Consider the following 22,700-nt stretch of genomic DNA (forward strand, 5'->3'; position numbering starts at 1 on the left):
AGAGCCGCCTGTGTTCACTGCGTCTACTTCAGACTGATGGTTTCACTCCACTTGATGGTCTGGGTCTTCGGCGAGTAGCGCCCGGTCGCGTAGTCCTTGTTGAGCGGCTCCGCGATGTGCTTGTCCCACCACGGGCTATAACCGCCGAACACGGGAGCCGTGTGCGTGGCCGAGTTCATGTCACTCTCATTGGCGACCGAGAAGGAAACGGTCGCCTTCCCGTGGGCCTTGTCGATCGAAGTGACTTTGTACTTCAGCGTATAAGAACCCAGGAAAGCCGCGGACGAGTTCGTCGTGAAGTCCTTGTAGAGCTTCTCCACAGAACTTCCCTCCTCGTTCGCCGTACCGAGACTGTGGTGGCTCTGCTTCTCCTTGCCGAGCATTTCGGTGTCGCCGCCCTTGATATTGTCGGCGATCTTCTGCTTGGCGTTCTGCACATGATAGTGCTGCATCAGGATCTGAGTGAATCGGTCACCCTCGTCGAAGTCCCGGTGCGCGGGCCCGGTTCCCTTCACCCATTCGAATCCGAGGTCGAACCCAGTCGGGTCCTCAGGGGTACCGAACGCCCCGGGGTGATCCTTGCGCAGCTGGGCCTCCTTCGAGATGACCTTGTCGGCCGCATTGTCGAAGACCGCGTGGACACCGGCGATCCACGCCTTGGCGACGAGGTTGCCCGCGGATTCCTTCACCTGCGCGACGATCTTCTTCGTCTCCGTGACGACCTTCTTCTTGACCGCCCTGGTGATCTTCCTGGCCTTGCTGACCGCCTGCTTCGCCACCTTCCTGATGGATTTGGCGGCTCGGTGGACCTTGGCCTTGACCTGCTTGACGACCTTGCGGGTGTAGCGCACGGCCCGGTGATACGTGCGTTTGACGTAGCGCTTGGCCCTCTTGTAGCTGTCGTTCACGTACCGCACGGCCTTCCGGACCTGCCGGTAGGTCTTGTACACCTTCCTCTTGACGGCCTTCTTGACCTGGCGCGCGACGTGCTTGACGACCGCGGCCGCGTGATGGACGGTCGCGACGGCCGAGTGGTAGGTCGACGTGACCTTCTTCGTGACCTTCGCCGCGACCTTCTTGACGGCCTTCTTCGCCCACTCGAACCAGTGGCCCGTCGGGTCGACACCCGTCATCGGGTTGCCGTTCGCGTAGGCGTAGCGGTTCGCGTTGACCGAGGCCGGCAGGGGGCTCTGGGCCATCGTGTCGCGGCTGTTGAACTGGCCGGTCTGCGGCGAGTACCAGCGCGCCGCCATGTTGACCTTGGAGGTCTCCGGGTCGGTCCAGCCGGACTGGTAGCCGAGCTGGCCGATCATTCCCTGCGAGTTCACGACCTTGCCGAACGGCGAGTAGGCCGTCGAACCGGTCAGTGCCTCGCCCGTGGCGGTGAACTGTGCCACCACGTCGGTGTGCAGGTCCGTCAGTGCCAGCACGGAGGACGTCGCCGTCTTCATGCCGAGCAGCGAGCCGTCCGCGTCGCGGCTGTAGGACGTCATGCCGTCCGAGGCCACGTCGTTTCCGGCGCCGCTGTACTGGAAGGAGTACAGCTGACCCGAGTTCGGCTCGCTCGCGCTCAGAACGCGGTCGATGCCGTCGTACGCGTAGGTGCGGTCGCCCTCGTTGATCACGCGGTCGAAGGCGTCGGCCTTGACCGAGGTCTGCTGGGACGCCTCGTTGACGACCCAGCTCATCGTGCCGCGCGCCGTGTACGCGTAGGTGCTGTGCCCGTCCGACGTGAGCCGGTTGCGGGCGTCGTAGGTGTACGTGTCATTGCCGGCGCGGGTCCGGTTGCCGGCCCCGTCGTAGGCGTAGTCCTCCGTGGTCGTGCCGTTGTTCCAGGACGACAGACGGTTCGCCCGGTCGTACGTGTACGTGTTGGTGGACGTACCCGCCTGACCGGTCGTCGTCTTCGACGTCTCGTTGCCGTTCTCGTCCCACCCGTAGGCGATGGAGGAGAGCTGCTGGCCCGTGGGCGAGGTCAGCTTGTCGCTGACGAGCCGCTGCAGGGCGTCGTAGCCGTACGCCCGCTTGGACTTGCCGGCTCCGTAGTCGACCGACGTGACGTTGCTGTTGACGTCGTAGCCGTAGGTCAGCGCCGTACCGGTGACGCCGTCGTTGACGGTCTTGAGCCGGCCCGCCGTGTCGTACCCGTAGGTCGACGTGCCCGACGCGTCCGTCCGTGAGGTCATCGCCCCGTCGCCGTTCCAGGCGAAGGAGGAGGCACCCGCGGGTCCCGCCGCGGACAGCAGCAGACCGCGGTCGTCGTAGGCGAAGGTGTTCTTGTCCGAGTCCAGACCGGCGACCGCGGTGACCCGGTCCTCGGCGTTGTACTCGTAGGTGTGGTCGACCGTGGCGGCCTCCGCACCCGTTCCCGTCTGCCGGACCAGCCGGCTCCGGGCGTCGTACTCGTGGGTGACCGTCACGCCGCCCGGCGAACGCAGTTCCTTGACCCGTCCCGCGCCGTCGTACGTCGTGGTGAAGGTGCGGTCCGCGGCGTTCGGGTGGGCCGGTGTCGAGGGCTCGACCGCCGATTCCGGCAGGCCCCACGCGTTGTACGTCGTCAGGAACGGATTGCCCCGCCCGTCGGTGAAACGCGTCCGGTTGCCCGCCGCGTCGTAGCCGAAGGTCGTGGTGATCGACTCGGTCGCGGAGACCGGCTCGACCGCCTTGGTGACCAGTCCCGTCGCGTCGAGCGTGAGGCTCCTGGTGTGTCCCCGGTAGTCGGTCATCGACACGGGGTGGCCCGCACGGTCGTAGGCCGAGTTGCTGGTGCGCAGCACGTTGCCGCCGACGCCCAGATCACTGGTGGCCGTCAGCTGCCCGAACCCGTCGTACGTGTTCTTGGTGCTGGTGCCGTCCGGGTCGGTCGAGGTGAGGACCTGGCCGTCCGCGTCGTAGGTGAACGTGGACTTGCTCCCGGCGGCGTCGGTCACTTCGGTGACCTCGCCCACGGCGTTGTACTTGTACGACTTCGAGACGCCGGTCGGGCTCACCGTCCGGGACAGCTCGCTGCCCGGAGCGTCGTACTCGTTGATCGCCGTGTACGCGCGCTGCGTCGGCTGGCGCACGATGTCCGTGCTGGTGAGGGGGCGTCCCAGGTAGTCCCAGGTGGTCTCCTTGCGTGCGCCGTTCGGGCCGGTCACCGACAGCTGGTCGCCGTTGGTGTCGTAGGTGAACTTCGTCGTCGCGCCGCCGGGTTCCGTGACCGAGGCCAGGTCTCCGAGCTGCGTGTAGGTGTAGGTGGTGCGGGCGCCCAGCGGGCTGACCTCCGCCGTGACCTGGCGCAGCGCGTTGTACTCGTTCCAGGCCGTGGCCGTGACCGGCGTCGAGGACCCCGGCGCGGTGTAGTTCGGCGCGGTCGTCGAGGACTTGTTGCCCTCGGCGTCGTACGCGGTGACCACGACGTTGCCCAGCGGGTCGGACGACTCGGTCAACTCGCCGAAGGTGTTGTAGCCGGTCATCGACACGGGCCGGACGGAGACCGGGGCCCCGCCGTTCTGCTCCGTGCTGATGGCCGGTTCCGTGACCGTGGTCTGCTGGCCCGCCTCGTCGTAGCCGTAGTCGGTGGTGTTGCCGTTGGGGTCGGTCTCGGCCACCGGCAGACCGCGCTGGTCCAGCTTCCGGGTGGTGCTGCGGACGGAGCTGGCGGCCGCCGGGAGCGTGCCGCCCTTCACCGCGGAGACCTGCGTGGCGGTCAGTGCCTCGCTGTAGACCTGGACGTCGTCGATGCCGCCCTTGAAGGCGTAGTCGTACACCGCCCCGTACTTGTGGCGCCCGATCTGCAGGGGACCGGTCGCCTCCCACGGGGAGCTGTACGGCACTTCCTGGGCGAGCGTGCCGTTGACGTACAGGCGCAGCTCGGCGTCCCGGGCGTCGTACACGCCGACGAGGTGCGTCCATGCGCCGGCGACCGCCGCGGACGGTGTGGACACCGCCCGGTCGTACACCACCGGCGACGCGTCCGCCTTGGGCCGGGCGAACGCCCAGCCCGTTCCGGGCGCGTAGTAGAGCACGAAGCCGTACATGTTCTTGCCGTCCTGGGACAGCACGGTCCGGCCGGCGGCGAGGTCGTCCAGCTTGGCCCAGGCGGACACCGTGAAGCTGCCGCCCGTGTTCACGGCCGGCCCCGAGGTCTGCGCGTAGGAGTTGGCGTCGCCGTCGAAGACCGCGCTGCCGCCCCGGTCGGTGTTCCAGTGCATCCCGGTGCCGTGGGAGGCGGTGTTGTTGGCGCCCGAGGAGTCGCCGACGGAGTAGCCCGTCGTCTCGTCCAGCTTGTACCGGGCCACCGGAGCCGTCGTCCCGTCGTGGACCGTGGAGCCCGTGACGTTGCCGAGGTTGTCGCGCAGGGTGTCCGTGGTGCTGACGTCACCCGTCGCCGGGTCCGTCCGCGTCTCCGAGACGACGTGGTCGTCCGGGTCGTAGGAGACCTTCGTCGTCCGGGCGACCCCGGCCGGGTCGATCACCGACGAGGTCGTGCGGTCGGCCGCGTCCACCGCGAAGGTGGTCGTGGTCCGGCCGTCGTTGGTCACCTGCTGGATCAGGTTCCCGGCCGCGTCGTAGGTGTTGGCCTGCTGCGTGAAGGACTTGCCGGACTGCGGGTCCTTGCGGATCACGGCGGCCGCGAGGCCGTCGTCGGTGTAGGTGTACGCCGTCACCCAGCCCATCGCGTCGGTGATCGAAGCGAGGCGGCCGGCCGGGTCGTACGCCCGCGACTCCTGGACCAGGGTGGCCGGCGGAGACGGGTTGTTCGGGTCACCGGTGTGGTTCAGCAGACTGCTGCTCAGCGGACGGCGCTCGGCGTCGAAGGTGTAGGTGGTGACGGTCCCGAGGGCGTCCGTCTCCTTGACCTTGTTGCCGTAGCCGTCGTACTCGAACGACGTGGTGTCGCCGGTCGGGTCCGACTTGGTGTCCATGAGGTTGTTGGCGTTGTACGTCATCGTCGTCGTACGCGCCGCGTCGCCGCCCGTCAGGTCGGAGACCGTCTGGGAGAGGATGTTGCCGTCCGCGTCGAACGCGGTGGTCGTCCTGGCCTGGTGCACCGCGCCGGTGACCCGGTTGGTGACCGCGGGCTCCGTCTCGGTGACGACCTGGTCGTTCTTGTCGTACGTCTTCGACGCGGTCAGACCCGCGGGCTGGGCGTCGGATATCTCGGTCTTCGAGACCTGCCGGCCGAGGTTGTCGTAGGTGATCCTCGCCTTGCCGCCGTTGGCGTCGGTGGTCTCGGCCATGTCGCCGTTGGCGAAGTACGTGTACGACGTCTTCTTGCCGCCCGCCGTCGTCACCTGGGACAGCAGGCCGGCCGGCGTCACGGCGCCGCCGCCCTCGGCCGCCGGGGTGGTGGCCGTCGTGTAGGCGTTGGTGGCGGTGCGGCCGCCCGGGTGTCCGGGCACCGGCGGGGTGGTCACCGAGGTGAGCTTGCCGCCCGTGTCATAGACGTAGCTGGTCAGATAGGTGTTGTCCGTCGGACCCGAGGAACGGCCGTCGCGCTCGGTGAGCATCAGGTCGTTGCGCAGGTCCATCGGCGGGAACGCCGTGGTCGCGTCCGGGTAGTAGGTGTAGTAGGCGGTCGAGCACTTGTTGGCGGCCGTGTCCTGGCAGGTGGTCTGGGAGACCGTGTTGCCGCGGATGTCGTGGCCGGTGATGCTGCGGTTGCCGTTGGCGTCGGTCACGGTGTGCTGGAAGCCGGCCGTGTCGTAGCCGTAGGTCGTCCGCTTGCCGTCGGTGTCGATCGCGGCGAGCAGGCGGTTGCCCTGCTCCGCGTCGTACACGTACGTCAGCGTCTTGTTGCCGGGGTCGGTGAGCGTGACGGTGCGCACCGGGGCGATGCCGGAGGACGCCTTGTAGGCGGACCAGTGCTGCCCGACCTCGGTGTCGCTCAGGCCCTTGGAGTGGACGGCGACCTCGGCGATGGAGCCGGTGAAGAAGCTGACGTCGCCCGGCGAGCTGAGCCACTTGCCGAAGCCCGCGCCGACGAACGTGCGCGACGTCGTCTGGTCGTCGGGCGCGCCGGTGCAGGAGCCCTGCTTGGCGCCGTCGAGGTAGAGCGTCTGCGTGGTGCCGGCGGCCGAGAGGACCGCGTGGTGCCAGGCGTTGTCGGTGACGGACGCCGTGGAGGCGACGTTCGCGTTGCCGTTGCAGGAGCTGCTCCACCAGTGGCCGCGCAGCTTGCCGTCCGCTCCGACGTAGAGCAGGTCGCTCCAGGAGCCGCTCGCGCCCGCCGGGTCGTTCGGCGCCTTGGACTGGTCGCTCATGATCACGCCGGGCTTGGTGGTCTTGAACCACAGCTCGACCGAGCGGTCCGCCTTCGTGTGCAGCGGCCCGTACGGAACCTCCATGAAGGAGCTGGTGCCGTTGAACTGCACGGCTGTGGCATCACCGGTGCCGAACGGTCCCGCCACGCCCTGCGTGACGGTGTTGTACGTGCCGAAGCCGGTGTGCAGCTCGTTGGCCGCCTGGGCCGCGCCCTGCGTGTCGTCCATCCGCCAGTAGCCGCCCGGGGCGGAGCCCATCACGGCCGAGCGGTAGACCTGCGAGGAGCCGGTGACGGTGGCCGGGTTGAGCTTCCAGGTGCCGCCGTTGCCGTCGGTGGCCTGCAGGACCAGGTCGTCGGTGGTGCCGTAGGAGACCGACGCCTGGGCCTTGCCGCCCGGCGAGGTGATCTTCTGCAGCAGACCGGCGGACCGCTTGGCGGCCTGGTACTGCGCGGCGATGACGTCCGCGGTGAGCGGCTCGGTGTAGACGGCGGCCTCGGCCAGCTGGCCGGAGAAGTGGCCGAGCTGGTCGGCGGCGTTCATCGCGGGCCAGCCGCGGTTGTTCACGCCCGCGCCGAGCGTGATGTACGGGGTGTTCCAGTCCTTGATCTGACCGGCCTTGCTGCCCTGGGAGGCGCCGTCCAGGTAGAGGGTCTGGGTGTTGCCCGCACCGGTGAGGGTCGCCTGGTGCCACTGGCCGTCGTTGACGGAGGCGGCGGAGGTGATCGTCGTGCTGCAGATGCCGGTGGCGAGGCATCCGCGCAGCTTGCCGTCGGTGCCGACGTACAGCGCCGGGGTGTTGAACCGGGTGTTGGTGACCGGGTCGGCGACGCTCAGCGGCTGGTCACCGTAGTAGAAGAGGACGCCGCCCGCCTGAGTGGTCTTGAACCACAGCGAGATCGTCGTGTACGACGGCGTGGCGCCCGGGGCGTTCGGCATCTCGACGTACGACGTGGTGCCGTTGAAGGTCGCCGTCTTCTGGGTGGAGCCGGCCAGCAGACCGCTGCTGCCCAGGGTCACGTTGCGGTAGAGGGCGTTGTACTTGCCCTGGTTGGTGTCGACGGTGTCCTTGGTGACGGTCGCACCCGCGGCCTCGCCGAGCCGCCAGTACGCGTACGGGGCGGCGTCCAGCACCGTCGTGCGGTGGTGGTTGCCGGTGGCGTACGTGTACTGCGTGCACTTCGACCAGTCGGCGGGCGGGCACACCTTGGCGAGCTGGTCGCCGGTGTAGGTGTACTGCCACGTCTGGGTGGTGCTCGGGTCGACGAGCACCGAGGGGTCGGTGTACACCGTCGCCACGTGCGGGACGGTGGCGGCGGCCGGGGTGGACCAGGTCAGCCCCAGCGACCGCTTGGACGTCGTGTTGGTGATCTTCGTCAGCTGCTTGGACGCGTTGTAGGTGAACGTCTCGCCGCGGCCGCCGAAGTCCACGATGCCGGAAATCGCGTAGACGCCGGTCTTGCCGGTCGCCTGCGTGAAGGAGTAGGCCGTGAAGTCCTTGTCCGTCAGCTTGTAGCCGCCGGTCACCGTCTCCAGCCGGGCGTAACGGCCCATCGGCGGCACGAAGGTCCCGTTGGTGTTGCGGCCGAAGCCGACCTGCTCGCCACCCGGGTAGGTGATCGTGACGCTGGTGACCGTACCGGCGCCGTCCTTGGTCTCGGCCGCCTTCATGTCGACGACCGTGGACCAGCCGGCGCCGAAGGCGCTGTCGATCCGCGGGTCGATGCTGTTGTACGAGCGGTCGATCTCCAGCGACGGGCCGACGACGGGTATGTCGGCGTCGGTGTCCTCGGTGGTGTAGTTGCCGTCGGACGGGTCGAACTCGTGGCCGTCGGTGTTCTGGGCCAGGCCGGAGGTGACGGGCGGCTGCGGAACCCTGGTGGAGAACCTGCTCGCCGAGTGCAGCACCGAGTCGTAGCCGTCGGTGACGCTCACGTACCAGACGTAGTCCTTGCTCCAGCTGAGCTTGCCCGCGGGGACCTTCCAGGAGCGCTCGGCCGTGGCGCCGGAGGTCGCGGCGGGGGTCGTGCTCCCGCTGTCGGCGTCGTACACCTCGAAGGAGTACATCAGCGTGCCGGGCCAGTTGTCGGCGTCGCTCGCGTAGACGAGCAGCTCCGGCTGCAGGCTGTTCGCCTGGAAGTTCTGCGGCGGGTACTGGGCGTCGACCTGCGGCTTGGTGTTGGCCGTGTAGGTCAGGTCCAGGGCGGGACGCCATGCGGCCGTCGCCGAGTTGTCGGAGTGGAACTTCTTCCAGTGCAGGGCGTCGTTGGTCGGCGCGGTCAGGGCGAGGCCGTAGTTGGGGCCGCCGAGGGCCACCTGGTCGAACCAGGCGGTCGACAGCGGCACCGGCATCTTCACGCCGACTCCGGTGCTGCCGCTGCTGTTGGAGCAGGACGCGCCCGGTGCGGGCGTGGCCGAACCGATGGCCTCGCCGTAGGCCGGGCCCGGGTAGCCGGTGACGCCGGTGGGGGTCCAGGACTGCGTGACGTGGTGGACCGAGAACGGCTCCGGGGTGCAGGTCGAGGACCAGAGCGCGTACACGTTCAGGGTGGCGGCGCTGACCCGCTGCCCCTTGAGCGTGGTGCCCAGCGAGGAGAACTGCAGGAAGGAGTTCGTCTTGTTGGTGCCGGCGTCGTACGAACCGACCTTGATCTGGTTCTCGGTGGAGTGGTCACCGGAGATCGTGTTCTGGGTGTACGTGGAGTTGCTGGCGGTGACGGTCGGGTCGACGGTCACCGGGTAGACCCGCTCGGGGGCGTCCAGCCAGGCGCGGTCCGCGGTCATCCGCAGCGCCGGCTTGCCGTCCACGCTGGTCAGCTCGTAGCCGACCGCCCGGGACTGCGCGGCGTCACCGGAGCGCGGATCGATCTTGGAGTCCTCCATGAACGCGTGCGGGATGGTTGCGGTCACCTTGCCGTCGGCGTCGGTGAACTCCACGTCGCCGTCGGCCGCGATCCGCGGTGTCAGCCCTTCGACGTCCAGGAGGAAGGTCCAGGAGTTCGCGGCCTTCGCGGAGCGCAGGACGAGGTTCTCCTTGAAGCCCTCGGCGAGGGGGACGAGCTGCACGTCGGTGTCGGGCAGCACGCCGGCGTAGGACACGGTCCCGTTGGCGGCCACGCTGGGCGCCGCCTTCGCGGCACCGCCCAGCGCGTAGGCGAGGGAGCGGCCCGAGCCGAAGTCGATGGAGGCGAGCCGACGGTCGGCGGCGTTCGGAGCGAACTCGACGTCGAGCGAGTTGGACCGCTCCTGGAGCCGTCCGTCCGTGTCCGCGACCAGCCCGGTGTCGATGGGCTTCCAGGTGCCGTCGCCGGCCTTGAAGTTGGCGCGGCCGGGGAAGTGGCGGACGGTGGTGGAACCGTCGGCGTTGACGTAGAGGTCGGACGTCTCCGTGGACTTCGCCGCGTCCCGCTTGCTGGTCCGGGCGTCGAAGCTCTGCGCCGTGCCCCGGGCCGCTCCGGTCGTGGCCGTCCCGGGCTGATCGACGGGCCGCTCGTACGGATCGAGTTCGCCCTTGCCCTTGCCGGGCTCGCGGCCGGCGCCGCCCTTGGCGCGGGTCGCGTCGGCAGAGGCTTTGTGGCCCTTGCCCCGGGCGTTGCCGCCCTGCTGGTCGGGGGTGTCCAGCGGGGACTTGTTGACCCAGCCCATCAGGCTGGTGAGGGACAGTTCGGGCATACTCAGCGCCGGCAGCGTGGCGCCACTGGCCGCCGCCGTCTCGGTCGTGAGCATGCAGGAGAAGGAAATCAGGACGGAAAGAGCCGTAGCCCTCGCTCTTCTGCGGCCGGGACGGCCCGGCGGGAAGAAGCGAGAGCTACGGACCCAACGATCATTCATGGGCGAGCCTTTACTTACACGATGCCAACAAAAGCTTCGCGAGACTGCCCGATCGGCGAACACAAGTGTTAGCCGAGATCAGTTGTTTTACGTGATCTTTACTGCTCGCACGGAACCGATGCGCGAGCGTTACGTCCCCGACGCCCTGACGGCCCGCCGGATGGCGTCCGCCACGGTCTCCTGCAGCGTGTCGCCGGACTTCGCAACCGTCACGTTGCCGGCGGTCCGTGAACCGTCGACCACGACGAAGCGGGCCTTCGGATGCTCCTTCGCCCCCGCCTCCGTGACCTCCACCTGGGGTGCGCCGACCGCCAGCACCACGTCGCACTGGCGCTGCATCAGGCTGTTGAAGAACGGCCGGGCGGTCGCGGCGGACGGCTCCCCGATGACCGGGACGTACGTGACCCTGGCACGGGTCTCCAGCGAGGCCTTCTGCATCCCCTCCCACACCGGAGCGGCCGCCGCGCCCGTCACGATGCCCTTCTCGTCCGTCAGCAGACAGGCGTCGAACTCCTTGTACTGGCGCGCCCTCGGGTCGGGGGGCCCGTCCTGGCCGCCACCGGCGAACAGCCACACGCCCACCAGGCCCAGCACCAGCACCACGGCGCCGCCCGCCGTCCACCCGGCACGGCCGCGCAGTGCGCCGGCCGCGCCCGCCAGCACCCGGCCGAGGAGCGCACCGCTGCCGGATTCGGGGCGATCCTCCTGCTTCCTCCATGTACGCCGGGTCTTCATCGGGGCTCAGCCGCCGACCGCTTGACGGACAGGCAGTGGGCCGTGGCCCCGACCGTGGAGGTGGCCAGCACCAGGATGTCGACGCCGAACGCCCAGCCCTGGGTCTCCACCGGCGTGAGCGCGATCTGGAACCACCAGCCGACCATCGCGGAGGTGAAGACGAGCGCGGTCAGCCAGTCGGTGCGCGTCCCCCTGCGCCACGCGATGACCAACGAGGGCACCGCACCCAGCATTCCGAGGCTCAGCACCGGCACGGCCGCCAGCAGGACCCTGGCGAACAGCCCCGGCACGGCCCCTCCCCCCGGCTGGGCCGCACTCTCTATCGCGACGGTGTCCTTCACTTTCGGCTGCCTCTCGGGAACGCGTTGACGCCTGCGGATGCGGGCAGGACGCCGTACGGTACACCGCGCGGCGGACGCCGCCATTCCGGGGGCCCGACCGCTGGTGCCCGCGCACCGGCACCAGCGCCCGTGCACCGCGAAGGCGCGGCGGTCCGGCGGCGTCAGCGCACCTGGCCCAGCCAGTGCAGGGTGCGGCGGACCTCCGCGGAGAAGGGGTGCGCGTGGCCGTGAATGCGCTCCGCGTCGAAGAGGAGCCGGGAAAGGGTGTCGTGGGCCGCCGGGCGGTCCCCCAGCGACAGCAGCAGGTGCGCTATCCGGCGGCGGATCTCCAGCGGGAGCCCCGGATCCGGGTTCGCGTAGTGGTTCTCGAACAGCGGCAGCAGCGAGCGGTACTCGGCGAGGGCCGCCGCGGGCTCGCCGAGCTGTTCCAGGCACTGGGCCGCGTCGTAGCGGAAGCGCAGGGACCGCGGGTCGCCGGCCGGGAACTCCTCCGCGAGAATCCGCAGTTCGGGCAGGGCCCGGCGGTACTGGCCGTCGTCCATCAGCGTGGCCGCGTACTGCTTGCGCAGGGAGCGGACCACCGTGGAGTGCGGGCCGTGCTGTTCGGCCGCCGCCGGGAGGATGCCGCCGAGGATGTCCACGGCCTGGGTGAGCCGGCCCTGGTCCAGGAGCGTCTTCGCCTCCTCCACGGCCGCCGGGACGTCCGGCCGCGGCGGCGACGCGGGCGGGGTCGCCGGCCTCGGGGGGATCACGGTGGCGCGGTCGGGCCAGGGGGCCTGCGGCCGCAGGAAGGGGCGGGTCGGATCGAGCGGGCCGCTCGGACCTCCCGGCCCGGGGCGCGGCAGCAGCGGCGCGAGGGCCGCGTACACCGCTTGCGCGGAGGCGGGCCGGTCCTGCGGGTCCTTCGCCAGGAGCTGCAAGAGGACGGCTTCGACCTGCTGCGGGATCTCCGGGCGCAGCCGGCGCACGGGCAGCGGGGCTTCGTAGAGGTGGCGGTGGAGGACGCCGAGCGCCGTGGAGCCGGCGAAGGGGACGTTGCCCGAGAGCAGCTCGTACAGCACGACGCCGAGCGCGTAGAGGTCGGTGTGCGGCCCGACGGCCCCGCCCATGGCCTGCTCGGGCGCCATGTACGCGGGACTGCCGATCGGCGCACCGGTACTGGTGAGGCGGGTGGTGTCGGTGTCCATCACCGAGGCGACGCCGAGGTCCAGGACCAGCACCGTCCCGTCGGGTCGGACCATCACGTTGCGCGGCTTGAGGTCCCGGTGCACGATCGGCACCGCGTGCACGGCCGACAGCACCGAGCAGAGCTGCGCGATCACCGAGACCGCCCACGGCCACGGGTAGGGGTCGTGGGCGGCCAAGTGGTCGGCCAGGTCGGCGCCCTCGACGTACTGCATGACGAGGTACAGCTCGTCGCCGTCATTGCCCGCGTCGTGCACGGTGACCAGCCCGGGGTGGTCCACCTGCGCCGTGACGCGGCATTCGCGCACGAAGCGGCGGCGCAGCTCCTCGGCCACCGAGCCGGGGCCGGCCACCTTGTCGGGGCGCAGCAGTTTGACCGCGACGCGGCGGTCCAGGCGCTGGTCGTACGCCGTCCAGACCTGGCCCATGCCGCCCTGGCCGAGCACGGAGGCGAGCAGGTAGCGCTCTCCGATGAGGCGGTCCGTCACCGGCGCGTGTCCTCGCCGCCCAGGTCGCCGTCGTGCGGGGGCTGCTTGCGCAGGAGTTCGCTGAGCTCGTCGAGCTCGGCGCGGACCTGCCCGATGCGCGGGGGCGCCGGGGCCGGCGCGGGTGCGGGCTCGGGGGCCGGCTGGGGCGCCCGCTGCGGAACGGGCGGGTAGCCGTAGGAGGGGCGGGTCTCCTGCTGCTGGGGCGGAACGTACGGGGAGACGGGCGGCGGGTACCACCCGGCGGCGGGCAGGTTCCGTGCCGGCTCGTTGTGCCGGATGTCGGCGACGAGGAAGTACACGCAGACCCCGAAGCCGGTCAGGAGGGTGCCGAACCCGCCGGCGTTGCCCTGCCAGGCGTTCTTGTCGGTGGTCGGGTCGGCGCCGACGAGCGCCACCCAGACCACTTCGAGCACGGCGGACACCCCCAGCAGCCACCAGTCCCGGTTCTTGCGGGTGACCAGCGCGAGCCGCAGCATCGTTCCCCACGCGAGGAAGCCGCAGCTCAGGATCGGCAGAAGCGCGAACAGCACGCGCAGCGCCACCACACCCCCGGTATTGGGCTGGTGACCGTGGGGCGGCGGGGTGCCGGGGCCGTGCATCGCTGCTCCTGACGGGCCGTGCGGAGGAAGTTTCAGGTCTGAGCGTATACAGCGTTTCCGGCCGGGAGTGAGGGGATGGACCCAACCGTTGTACGGTCGCAGCCCGGCCGGGAAACGTCCATGGCCCGCGCGCTCGTCACGGCCCGGCCGCGCCCGCTACGACCCGAGGATCGTGGCGAGGAACTCCCCCGTCCAGCCCAGCAGTTCCCGTCCGACGAGCGGCTTCCCGCCCACCCTGGCCGTCTTCGGCCGGGGGATCATCACCTGCGAGGTGGCCGGCTTGAGCACCGCCCCCGGATAGAGCCGCTTCAGGCGCAGCTCCTGCGACTCGCGCAACTCCACCGGCCCGAAGCGGATGTTCGGCCCCTGCAAGGTGATGTCGCCGACCCCGCAGGCGCGGGCGAGCATCCGCAGTCCGGCCACCAGCAGCAGGTTCTCCACCGGCTCGGGCAGCTTGCCGTAGCGGTCGGTGAGCTCCTCGCGCACCGCCTTGACGTCCTCTTCGGAGTTGGCGGCGGCGATCGACCGGTACGCCTGCAGGCGCAGCCGCTCGCCCGGCGCGTAGTCGTGCGGGACGTGCGCGTCGACCGGCAGCTCGATCTTCACCTCCAGCGGCGGCTCCTCCTCCACCCCGCCCTCGACGGCGGCCCGGTAGTCGGCCACGGCCTCGCCGACCATGCGGATGTAGAGGTCGAAGCCGACGCCCGCGATGTGACCGGACTGCTCGCCGCCGAGCAGGTTGCCCGCGCCGCGGATCTCCAGGTCCTTCATCGCCACGTACATGCCGGCGCCCATCTCGGTGTGCTGGGCGATCGTCGCGAGCCGCTCGTGCGCGGTCTCGGTCAGCGGCTTCTCCGGCGGGTAGAGGAAGTACGCGTACCCCCGCTCGCGGCCCCGCCCCACGCGGCCGCGCAGCTGGTGGAGCTGCGAGAGGCCGAAGTTGTCGCCGCGCTCGACGATGAGGGTGTTGGCGTTGGTGATGTCGATGCCGGACTCGACGATCGTGGTCGAGACGAGGACGTCGAACTTCTTCTCCCAGAAGTCCACCACGACCTGTTCCAGGGCCTGCTCGGACATCTGCCCGTGCGCCGTCGCGATGCGCGCCTCGGGCACGATCTCGCGCAGCTTGGCCGCCGCCCGGTCGATGGACTCGACCCGGTTGTGGATGTAGAAGCACTGGCCCTCGCGGAGCAGTTCACGGCGGACGGCCGCGCCGATCTGCTTCTCCTCGTACGGGCCGACGAACGTCAGGACCGGGTGGCGCTCCTCGGGCGGCGTCGTGATCGTGGACATCTCGCGGATGCCGGTGACCGCCATCTCCAGGGTGCGCGGGATCGGCGTCGCGGACATCGTCAGCACGTCGACGTTGGCGCGCAGCTTCTTCAGCTGCTCCTTGTGCTCGACGCCGAACCGCTGCTCCTCGTCGACGATGACCAGGCCCAGGTCCTTGAACCTGGTCTCCTGCGAGAAGAGCCGGTGCGTGCCGATGACGATGTCCACCGAGCCCTCGCGCAGGCCCTCCAGCGTCGCCTTGGACTCGGACTCGCTCTGGAAGCGGGACAGCGCCCGCACCTTGACCGGGAACTGCGCGTACCGCTCGGAGAAAGTCCCGAAGTGCTGCTGCACCAGCAGCGTGGTCGGTACGAGGACGGCGACCTGCTTGCCGTCCTGGACCGCCTTGAAGGCCGCGCGCACGGCGATCTCGGTCTTGCCGTAGCCGACGTCGCCACAGATCAGGCGGTCCATGGGGACGGACTTCTCCATGTCCTCCTTGACCTCGGCGATCGTGGTGAGCTGGTCGGGGGTCTCCGCGTACGGGAAGGCGTCCTCCAGCTCGCGCTGCCAGGGGGTGTCGGGGCCGAAGGTGTGCCCGGGGGCGGCCATGCGGGCGCTGTACAGCTTGATCAGGTCGGCGGCGATCTCCTTGACCGCCTTCTTGGCGCGCGCCTTGGTCTTCGTCCAGTCGGCGCCGCCCAGCCGGTGCAGCGTCGGGGCCTCGCCGCCGACGTACTTGGTGACCTGCTCCAGCTGGTCGGTGGGGATGTAGAGCCGGTCGCCGGGCTGGCCGCGCTTGGCGGGCGCGTACTCGACGAGGAGGTACTCGCGGGTGGCGCCCTGCACGGTGCGCTGCACCATCTCGACGTAGCGGCCGACGCCGTGCTGCTCGTGGACGATGTAGTCGCCGGCCTCCAGCGTGAGGGGGTCGATCGTCTTGCGGCGCCGGGTGGGCATCCGGCCCAGGTTTTTGGTGGCGGTGCGCTGGCCGGTCAGGTCGGTCTCGGTGAGGACGGCGAGCTTGAGGGCCGGATCGACGAAGCCGTTGTCGAGGGAGCCGCAGGAGACGTGGACCAGGGACGGTTCCAGGGAGGCGAGGTCGGCCTCCAGGCGGGCCGGGATGCCCTCGCCGCCGAGCACCTCCACGGTGCGGGCGGCCGGGCCGTGGCCCTCGGTCAGGTAGACGGTGAGCCAGCCGTCGGCGATCCAGGCCTTGGTGTCGGCGAGCGCCCGGGCGGTGTCCCCGCGGTAGGCCTCGGGGGCGTGCATGCCGAGCTTGAGGGTGTCACCGCCGCCGGTCGGGTCCCCCTCGTCGGCGGCGAAGGGGGACACGGACCACCACATCATGCCGAGCTCGCGCGCGTGCTCCCGTACGTCGGCGATCCCCCGCAGCGAGGCCGCGCCGACGTCGATGGGGGCCACGCCGCCGCCGGCGGAGGCCGCCCAGGACGCCATCAGGAACTCCTGCGAGGTCGCCACCAGGTCGGAGGCCCGCGTCCGCACCCGCTCCGGATCGCACACGACGGCCATCGACCCGGCGGGCAGTACGTCGATCAGCAGCTCCATGTCGTCGACCAGGACCGGGGCGAGGGACTCCATGCCCTCCACCGCGATCCCCTCGGCGATCTTGTGCAGCAGCTCGCCGAGCTCGGGGTGGAGCTCGGCGAGGGCCGCGGCGCGCCCGCGCACCTGGTCGGTGAGGAGCAGCTCCCGGCAGGGCGGCGCCCACAGACCGTGCTCGGCGATCTCCAGGGACCGCTGGTCGGCGACCTTGAAGTAACGGATCTCCTCGACCTCGTCGCCCCAGAACTCCACACGCAGCGGGTGCTCCTCGGTGGGCGGGAACACGTCGAGGATCCCGCCGCGCACGGCGAACTCGCCGCGCTTCTCGACGAGCTCGACGCGCGCGTACGCGGCGGCCGCGAGCGCCGCGGTGACCTCCCCCAGGTCGACGCTCTCACCGTGGCGCAGGCTCACCGGTACGAGGTCCCCGAGTCCCTTGACCTGCGGCTGGAGCACCGAGCGGATCGGTGCGACCACGACGGAGACGGGACCGGCGGCGGGGTCGTCCTTGCTCGGGTGCGCGAGCCGGCGCAGCACGGCGATCCGGCGGCCCACCGTGTCGCTGCGCGGCGAGAGCCGCTCGTGCGGCAGCGTCTCCCAGGACGGGTACTCCACCACCTCGTCCTGGCGGCCCGGGGGCATCATCGAGCGCAGCGCGGCGGCCAGGTCCTCGGCCTCCCGGCCGGTGGCCGTGACCGCGAGCACGGTCCGCTCGGTACGGGTGGCCAGCGCCGCGATGGCCAGGGGCCGCGCGGCGGCCGGGCCGACGAGGTCCACGTGCATGCGGTTGCCGTCCCCGGCCGCGGTGACCGCTTCGGCGAGAGCGGGGTCCCGGGTGACGGCGTCGAGCAGTCCGTGCAGGCTCATGAAGCGGCTTTCCGTCCGGTGAGGTGCGGCGAGTTCCCGCGGAGCGGCAACGCGAAGGACCCGACACGTCGAACGGGCCGGGGGCTCCCACCCTACGACGGCGGTCCGACAGCCGCGCGAGGGATCGCAGCGCCCGGGACGGCGCGAGCCCGCCCGCGGGGGGCGGAGCGGACGGCGGGACCGGGGGTGCGGGCCGGGCGGGACCGGGCGGACCCGGGCCGGGGCGCCGCCGCCCCGCCGAACGCCGACCGGCCCCGGTCCGCCCGAAGGGGTGGACCGGGGCCGGGGTGTTCCCCCGTACGACCGAGCGGGCGGCTACTCGCTGGCGATCGCGTTCAGCACGTTCATCCGACCCGCCCGGAAGGCCGGGAAGAGCGCGGCCAGCAGGCCGACCACGGCGGATCCGGCGAAGACTCCGAGGATCGTCGGCCACGGGATCTCCAGGACCTTCATTCCCTGCAGGGCGAGGAGCTGGTGGGCGGTGGCGCCCCAGCCCATGCCCAGGCCCAGGCCGAGCAGCGCTCCGAAGAGGGCGATGACCACCGACTCCAGGCGGATCATGCGGCGCAGCTGGCGGCGGGAGAGGCCGATGGCGCGCATCAGGCCGATCTCGCGGGTCCTCTCGACCACCGAGAGCGCCAGCGTGTTCACCACGCCCAGGATCGCCACGATGATCGCGAGCGCGAGGAGCGCGTAGACCACGTTGAGCAGCTGGCCGACCTGGTCCTTCAGCGCCTTCTTGTAGTCGGTCTGGTTGAGCACCTGGTACTGCGGGTACTGCGCCAGCTCCCCCTTGAGCGCCTTGTAGGCGGCGCTCTCCTGGCCGTCCTTCGCGGTGGCCAGCAGCATGAAGGGCCTCGGCAGCTTGTCGGCCGGGACGTTCGCCTCGGCGACGGCGGTGCTGACGTACTTCATGCCCTTGTCGAGGTTGCCCTCGTCGCTGGTGATCGCCGCGACCTTGAGCTTGGCCGTCTTGCCGCCCGTGAAGGCGACGGTCAGCTCGTCTCCGAGCTTCACGTGGTGCTTGGCGGCGTACTCCGAGCCGACCGACATCGACTGCGGACCGTAGGCCGCGGTGTGCTCGCCGGCGGTCATCTTGCGGCGGATGTCCTTGGCGTACGTCGGGTCCTGGGCGCCGAGGCCGTCCGACTCGGTGGTGCCGTCGGGAGCGGTGATCTTGACGTCCAGTTCCCGGTACGCCGTGACGTGCGCCAGGCCCTGCGTCGCCCGCAGCGCCTCCTCGGCCTGCGGCACGACCGGCTGCCCGGTCTGCGACTCGACGATGAAGTCCGCGCCGACCGACTTGTCGAGCTCGTCGGTGGCCGAGGCCACCATCGAGGAGCCGACCACCGACAGGCAGGCGACCAGCGCGAGGCCGATCATCAGCGCGGCGGCGGTGGCGCCGGTGCGGCGCGGGTTGCGCAGCGCGTTGCGCTCGGCGAGCCGGCCGATGGACCCGAAGGGCCGCAGCACCGGGGCGGACAGCGCCCGCACCACGACCGAGGCGAGCAGCGGGCCGATCACGATGAAGCCGATCAGCGTGAACAGGACGCCCAGGCCCAGCCACAGGGATCCGGCGCCGGCCTGGTCGGCCGTCGCGGCGAGGAACAGGCCCGCGCCGCCGATGCCCGTGAGGGCCAGACCGATGGCGGCACGGATCCGGCCGGCCTTCTTGTCGCCGGGGGTGCCGACCTCGCGCAGGGCGGCCATCGGGGAGACCTTGCCGGCCCGGCGGGCCGGTATGTAGGCGGAGACGACGGTGACGACGATGCCGAGGAAGACGCCGATGGCCGGGGTGGTCCAGGCGATCGTCAGGTCCTCGGTGGACAGGCTCATGCCCATCTGGCCCATGAGCTTCATCAGGCCGACGGCAAGGCCGATGCCCGCGCCGACGCCGAGGAGCGATCCGACGACACCGAGCAGGAAGGCCTCGATGACGACGGACTTGAGCACCTGGCCGCTGTCGGCTCCGATGGCGCGCATCAGGCCGATCTCGCGGGTGCGCTGGGCGACCAGCATCGAGAAGGTGTTGAAGATCAGGAAGATGCCGACGAGGAAGGCGATCGCCGCGAAGCCGAGCATCACCCACTTCATGATGTTCAGGAAGGACATGTCCTTGCGGTTGGCGTCCGCGGCTTCCTTCGCCGTCTGCAGTTTGTACGTGTCGGCGCCCACGGCGCCGGCGATGTTCTGCTTGAGCTGCGCGTCGCTCACCCCGTCCTTGGCGGTGGCGTTGACGTGCGTGAAGGCGTCCGGGGCGCCGAGCAGCTTCTGCTGCGCGGTGGCGGTGTCGAAGTAGACGACGGTCGCACCCGGGTTGGTCACGGTGAAGGCCGCGATGCCGGTGATCTTGGAGCGGATGTCACCGGTGACCGCGATGGTGCGGATGTCGTCACCGAGCTTCAGGTGGTGCTTCTTCGCGGTGTCGCCGTCGATCATCACCTCGGTGGGGCCCCGCGGGGCCTGACCCTCGATGATCTTCATCGACTTCAGTTCGTTCTCGGTCCAGTTGCCCGCGAACGTCGGAGCGCCGGTGGTCGAACCGAGGTTCTCGTTCTTGGAGTTGACGACCGTGACGGCCATCGAGGAGACGCCGCCCTCGACGGACTTCACGCCCGGCGCCCGCCCCACCTGCGCGACGACCGAGGCGGCCAGCGAATCGGGCTTGCCGGTGTCGGGGGTCTCCCCGCCGCCCTCGGCCTTCTTCGGAGTGACCGTGACATCGGAGTTGGTGACCGCGAACAGCTTGTCGAAAGTCGTGTTCATGGTGTCGGTGAACACCAGGGTGCCGCAGACGAAAGCCACGGAGAGCATGACGGCGACGGCGGAGAGCGCCATCCGCCCCTTGTGCGCGAGGAAATTGCGGCGCGCGGTCTTCATGACGGTCATGACGTCCGCCCGCGCGCGTCGAAGTCCTTCATCCGGTCCAGGACCTGGTCGGCGCTGGGCGCGTACATCTCGTCCACGATCCGGCCGTCGGCCAGGAAGATGACGCGGTCCGCGTACGAGGCGGCGACCGGGTCGTGGGTGACCATCACGATCGTCTGCCCCAGCTCGTCCACCGAGCGGCGCAGGAAGCCGAGCACCTCGGCACCGGCCCGCGAGTCGAGGTTTCCGGTCGGCTCGTCACCGAAGATGATCTGCGGACGGGCGGCGAGGGCGCGGGCGACCGCCACGCGCTGCTGCTGGCCTCCGGACAGCTCCGTCGGACGGTGCTTGAGACGGCCCGCCAGACCCACCGTCTCCACGACCCGGTTCAGCCACTCCGCATCGGCCTTGCGGCCCGCGATGTCCATGGGGAGCGTGATGTTCTCCAAGGCGTTGAGCGTCGGCAGCAGGTTGAACGCCTGGAAGATGAAGCCGATCCGGTCACGGCGCAGCTGGGTCAGCTTCTTGTCCTTGAGACCGGTGATCTCCGTCTCGTCCAGGTGGATCCGACCGCTGCTCACCGTGTCCAGGCCTGCCAGGCAGTGCATCAGCGTGGACTTGCCTGAGCCCGAGGGGCCCATGATCGCGGTGAACTGGCCGCGGTGGATGTCCACGTCGACCGAGTCGAGGGCGACGACGCGCGTCTCTCCGGAGCCGTAGGCCTTGACGACCTGCCGCGCTCGCGCCGCGACGGCGCCATGGCCTCCAGTTCCCCCGTGCCTGGTTTCGGTCATAGCCGTTGTCACGGTGTTTCCCCTCGCTCGATTCATACGGTCCGTCGGTCACTCGAAGTCTCTTGGGCGGGGGGCTGCGGCGCGCTGGTGCCAATCGCCGTATCCATACGGGTGCTAGCCCTACCCCCCCGGCTTCCCGCCCTGTAGTAACCAGTTAAAGACCGCCCCGGCGCGACCACCTCCTCCGCCGGGACGAAGCGTCCCTGGATCCTTGTGAGGACCAACCCCTAGGGGATCTCGGCCCTGCGGACGAGGCGACATAGGGGGTTACCGTCCCGTGCCGCGGCGGTGAGAGGGTGTCCGCGCAGGTACACACGGGGGAAGGGCACTTCATGGACTCAGGGGAGAGCCCGGACACGGACACCGGCGACAGCGCCGCACGAACCCCCGCACCGGGAGCGGCCCCGCCCCCGCGCCCCCGCAGCGCCGTCGTCGCCGCGCTCATGCTGACGATGAGCCTCGTCGCCCTCGACGGCGCCGTCGTCTCCACCGCCGTCCCCCAGATCGTCGGCGACCTCGGCGGCTTCGCCGCCTTCTCCTGGATCTTCTCCGGCTACATCCTGGCCGCCACCGTCACCCTGCCCGTCTACGGCAGGCTCTGCGACACCCACGGCCGCAAACCCGTCCTGCTCCTCGGCATCGGCCTCTTCCTGACCGGCTCGCTCCTGTGCGCGGCCGCCTGGAACATGGCCGCCCTCATCGCCTTCCGCGTCCTCCAGGGCCTCGGCGGCGGCGCGCTGCAGGGCACCGTCCAAACCCTGGCCGCCGACCTCTACCCGCTCGAGGAACGGCCGCGCATCCAGGCCCGGATGTCGGCGGTGTGGGCCACCTCCGCCCTCGCCGGCCCGGCGCTCGGCGGGCTGATCTCCTCGTACGCCGACTGGCGCTGGGTCTTCCTGCTCAACCTGCCGCCTGCCGCCGGCGCCCTGTGGATCATCAACCGCCACCTGGTCGAACGCACCCGGCCCCCCGGCCGCGGCGGCCCCGTCGACTGGGCCGGCGCGCTCGGCGTCTTCGCCTGCGGCGCAGTGCTGCTCTTCGCGCTCGTCCAGGGCGGCGTCACCTGGCCCTGGGTGTCCGCGCCCTCACTGGGACTGCTGGGCGCCGGCGCGGCCCTGGCCGTACTGGTCGTACGGATCGAACGCCGCGCCGAGCAGCCGATCCTGCCCGGCTGGGTGTGGCGCCGGCGCACCATCGCCGCCGTCAACCTCGCCATGGCCGCGCTCGGCCTGCTGATGGTCGCCCCGATGGTGTTCATGCCGATGTACGCCCAGACCGTGCTCGGCCTCGGCCCCACCGGCGCGGGCCTGGTCACCTCCGCGATGACCCTGAGCTGGCCCGTCAGCGCCGCCCTCGCCCAGCACCTCTACCGGCGCATCGGCTTCCGCGACACCGCCGCCACCGGAGTCGCCCTGGCCGCCGTCATCCTCGGCTCCTTCACCCTGCTCCCCTACCCCGCCCCGGTCTGGCAGCCCGCGCTGGTCATGCTGCTGCTGGGCGGAGCCCTCGGCCTCTTCCAGCTCCCGCTGATCGTCGGGGTGCAGTCCACGGTGGACTGGGCGGAGCGCGGCACCACGACGGCCTCGGTGCTGTTCTGCCGCAATGTCGGCCAGAGCGTCGGAGCGGCGCTGCTGGGGGCCGTCGCCAACGCCACCATCGCCGGCCGGCTGGCGGACGCCCCGGTGCCCGGGCTGCCGGCGCACCTGGACGACGTCGCCAAGGCCCTGGACCAGCCGCACCTGCTGTCCCCGGCCGCCGCCGAGCACCTGCGCCGCGCGGTGGCCGCCGCCGGGGACCACATCTTCGCCGGCGCGACCGCGGCGGCGGTGGCGGCGGCACTGGCTCTGCTGCTGATGGCGCCGCGGCGGTTCCCGGTGCTGCCGGAGCAACGCGCGGACTGAGCGGG

9 protein-coding genes are annotated in these 22,700 nt (G+C 70.6%); 1 reads left to right on the top strand and 8 read right to left on the bottom strand.

Features of this window, described 5'->3' with window-relative positions; translation table 11 throughout:
* Positions 1 to 23: 23 nt before the first annotated feature.
* The 8 genes from ACFWBY_RS00390 to ACFWBY_RS00425 all read right to left on the bottom strand — a co-directional run bounded on the left by ACFWBY_RS00390 (position 24) and on the right by ACFWBY_RS00425 (position 20,794).
* Entirely contained in the window at positions 24 to 9,974 is a 9,951-nt protein-coding gene (locus ACFWBY_RS00390) for a LamG-like jellyroll fold domain-containing protein (RefSeq protein ID WP_385334674.1), read from the bottom strand.
* 234 nt (positions 9,975 to 10,208) lie between these two features.
* The gene (locus tag ACFWBY_RS00395; protein ID WP_385334676.1) at positions 10,209 to 10,814 is read right to left on the bottom strand and encodes a BMP family ABC transporter substrate-binding protein; all 606 of its coding nucleotides are present in this window, start codon (positions 10,812 to 10,814) and stop codon (positions 10,209 to 10,211) included.
* Positions 10,811 to 11,104, bottom strand: coding sequence for a hypothetical protein (locus ACFWBY_RS00400; RefSeq protein WP_385334678.1), 294 nt, complete (start codon positions 11,102 to 11,104; stop codon positions 10,811 to 10,813). The genes ACFWBY_RS00395 and ACFWBY_RS00400 overlap by 4 nt, the downstream gene beginning before the upstream one ends.
* A 212-nt stretch (positions 11,105 to 11,316) precedes the next feature.
* A complete protein-coding gene (locus ACFWBY_RS00405; protein WP_385334680.1) occupies positions 11,317 to 12,828 on the bottom strand; it encodes a protein kinase in 1,512 nt (503 codons plus the stop codon).
* Positions 12,825 to 13,427 carry a hypothetical protein gene (locus tag ACFWBY_RS00410; RefSeq protein ID WP_385334682.1) on the bottom strand — a complete coding sequence of 201 codons (603 nt, stop codon included), beginning with the start codon at positions 13,425 to 13,427 and terminating at the stop codon, positions 12,825 to 12,827. The genes ACFWBY_RS00405 and ACFWBY_RS00410 overlap by 4 nt, the downstream gene beginning before the upstream one ends.
* A 156-nt stretch (positions 13,428 to 13,583) precedes the next feature.
* Complete coding sequence (gene mfd / locus ACFWBY_RS00415) at positions 13,584 to 17,132, bottom strand: transcription-repair coupling factor (protein ID WP_385334685.1); 3,549 nt, start codon at positions 17,130 to 17,132, stop codon at positions 13,584 to 13,586.
* 315 nt (positions 17,133 to 17,447) lie between these two features.
* Positions 17,448 to 20,021, bottom strand: coding sequence for an ABC transporter permease (locus tag ACFWBY_RS00420; protein WP_385334687.1), 2,574 nt, complete (start codon positions 20,019 to 20,021; stop codon positions 17,448 to 17,450).
* Positions 20,018 to 20,794 (bottom strand): ABC transporter ATP-binding protein, encoded by a 777-nt coding sequence (locus ACFWBY_RS00425; protein WP_385334689.1) that lies wholly within the window; start codon positions 20,792 to 20,794, stop codon positions 20,018 to 20,020. The genes ACFWBY_RS00420 and ACFWBY_RS00425 overlap by 4 nt, the downstream gene beginning before the upstream one ends.
* A 332-nt stretch (positions 20,795 to 21,126) precedes the next feature.
* On the opposite strand from ACFWBY_RS00425, the gene ACFWBY_RS00430 reads away from it, so the two are divergent.
* A complete protein-coding gene (locus ACFWBY_RS00430) occupies positions 21,127 to 22,695 on the top strand; it encodes an MFS transporter (protein ID WP_385334691.1) in 1,569 nt (522 codons plus the stop codon).
* Positions 22,696 to 22,700: the final 5 nt, after the last annotated feature.

It is taken from the genome of Streptomyces sp. NPDC060049, assembly GCF_042736715.1.
In the GTDB taxonomy this organism is placed as follows: Bacteria; Actinomycetota; Actinomycetes; order Streptomycetales; family Streptomycetaceae; genus Streptomyces.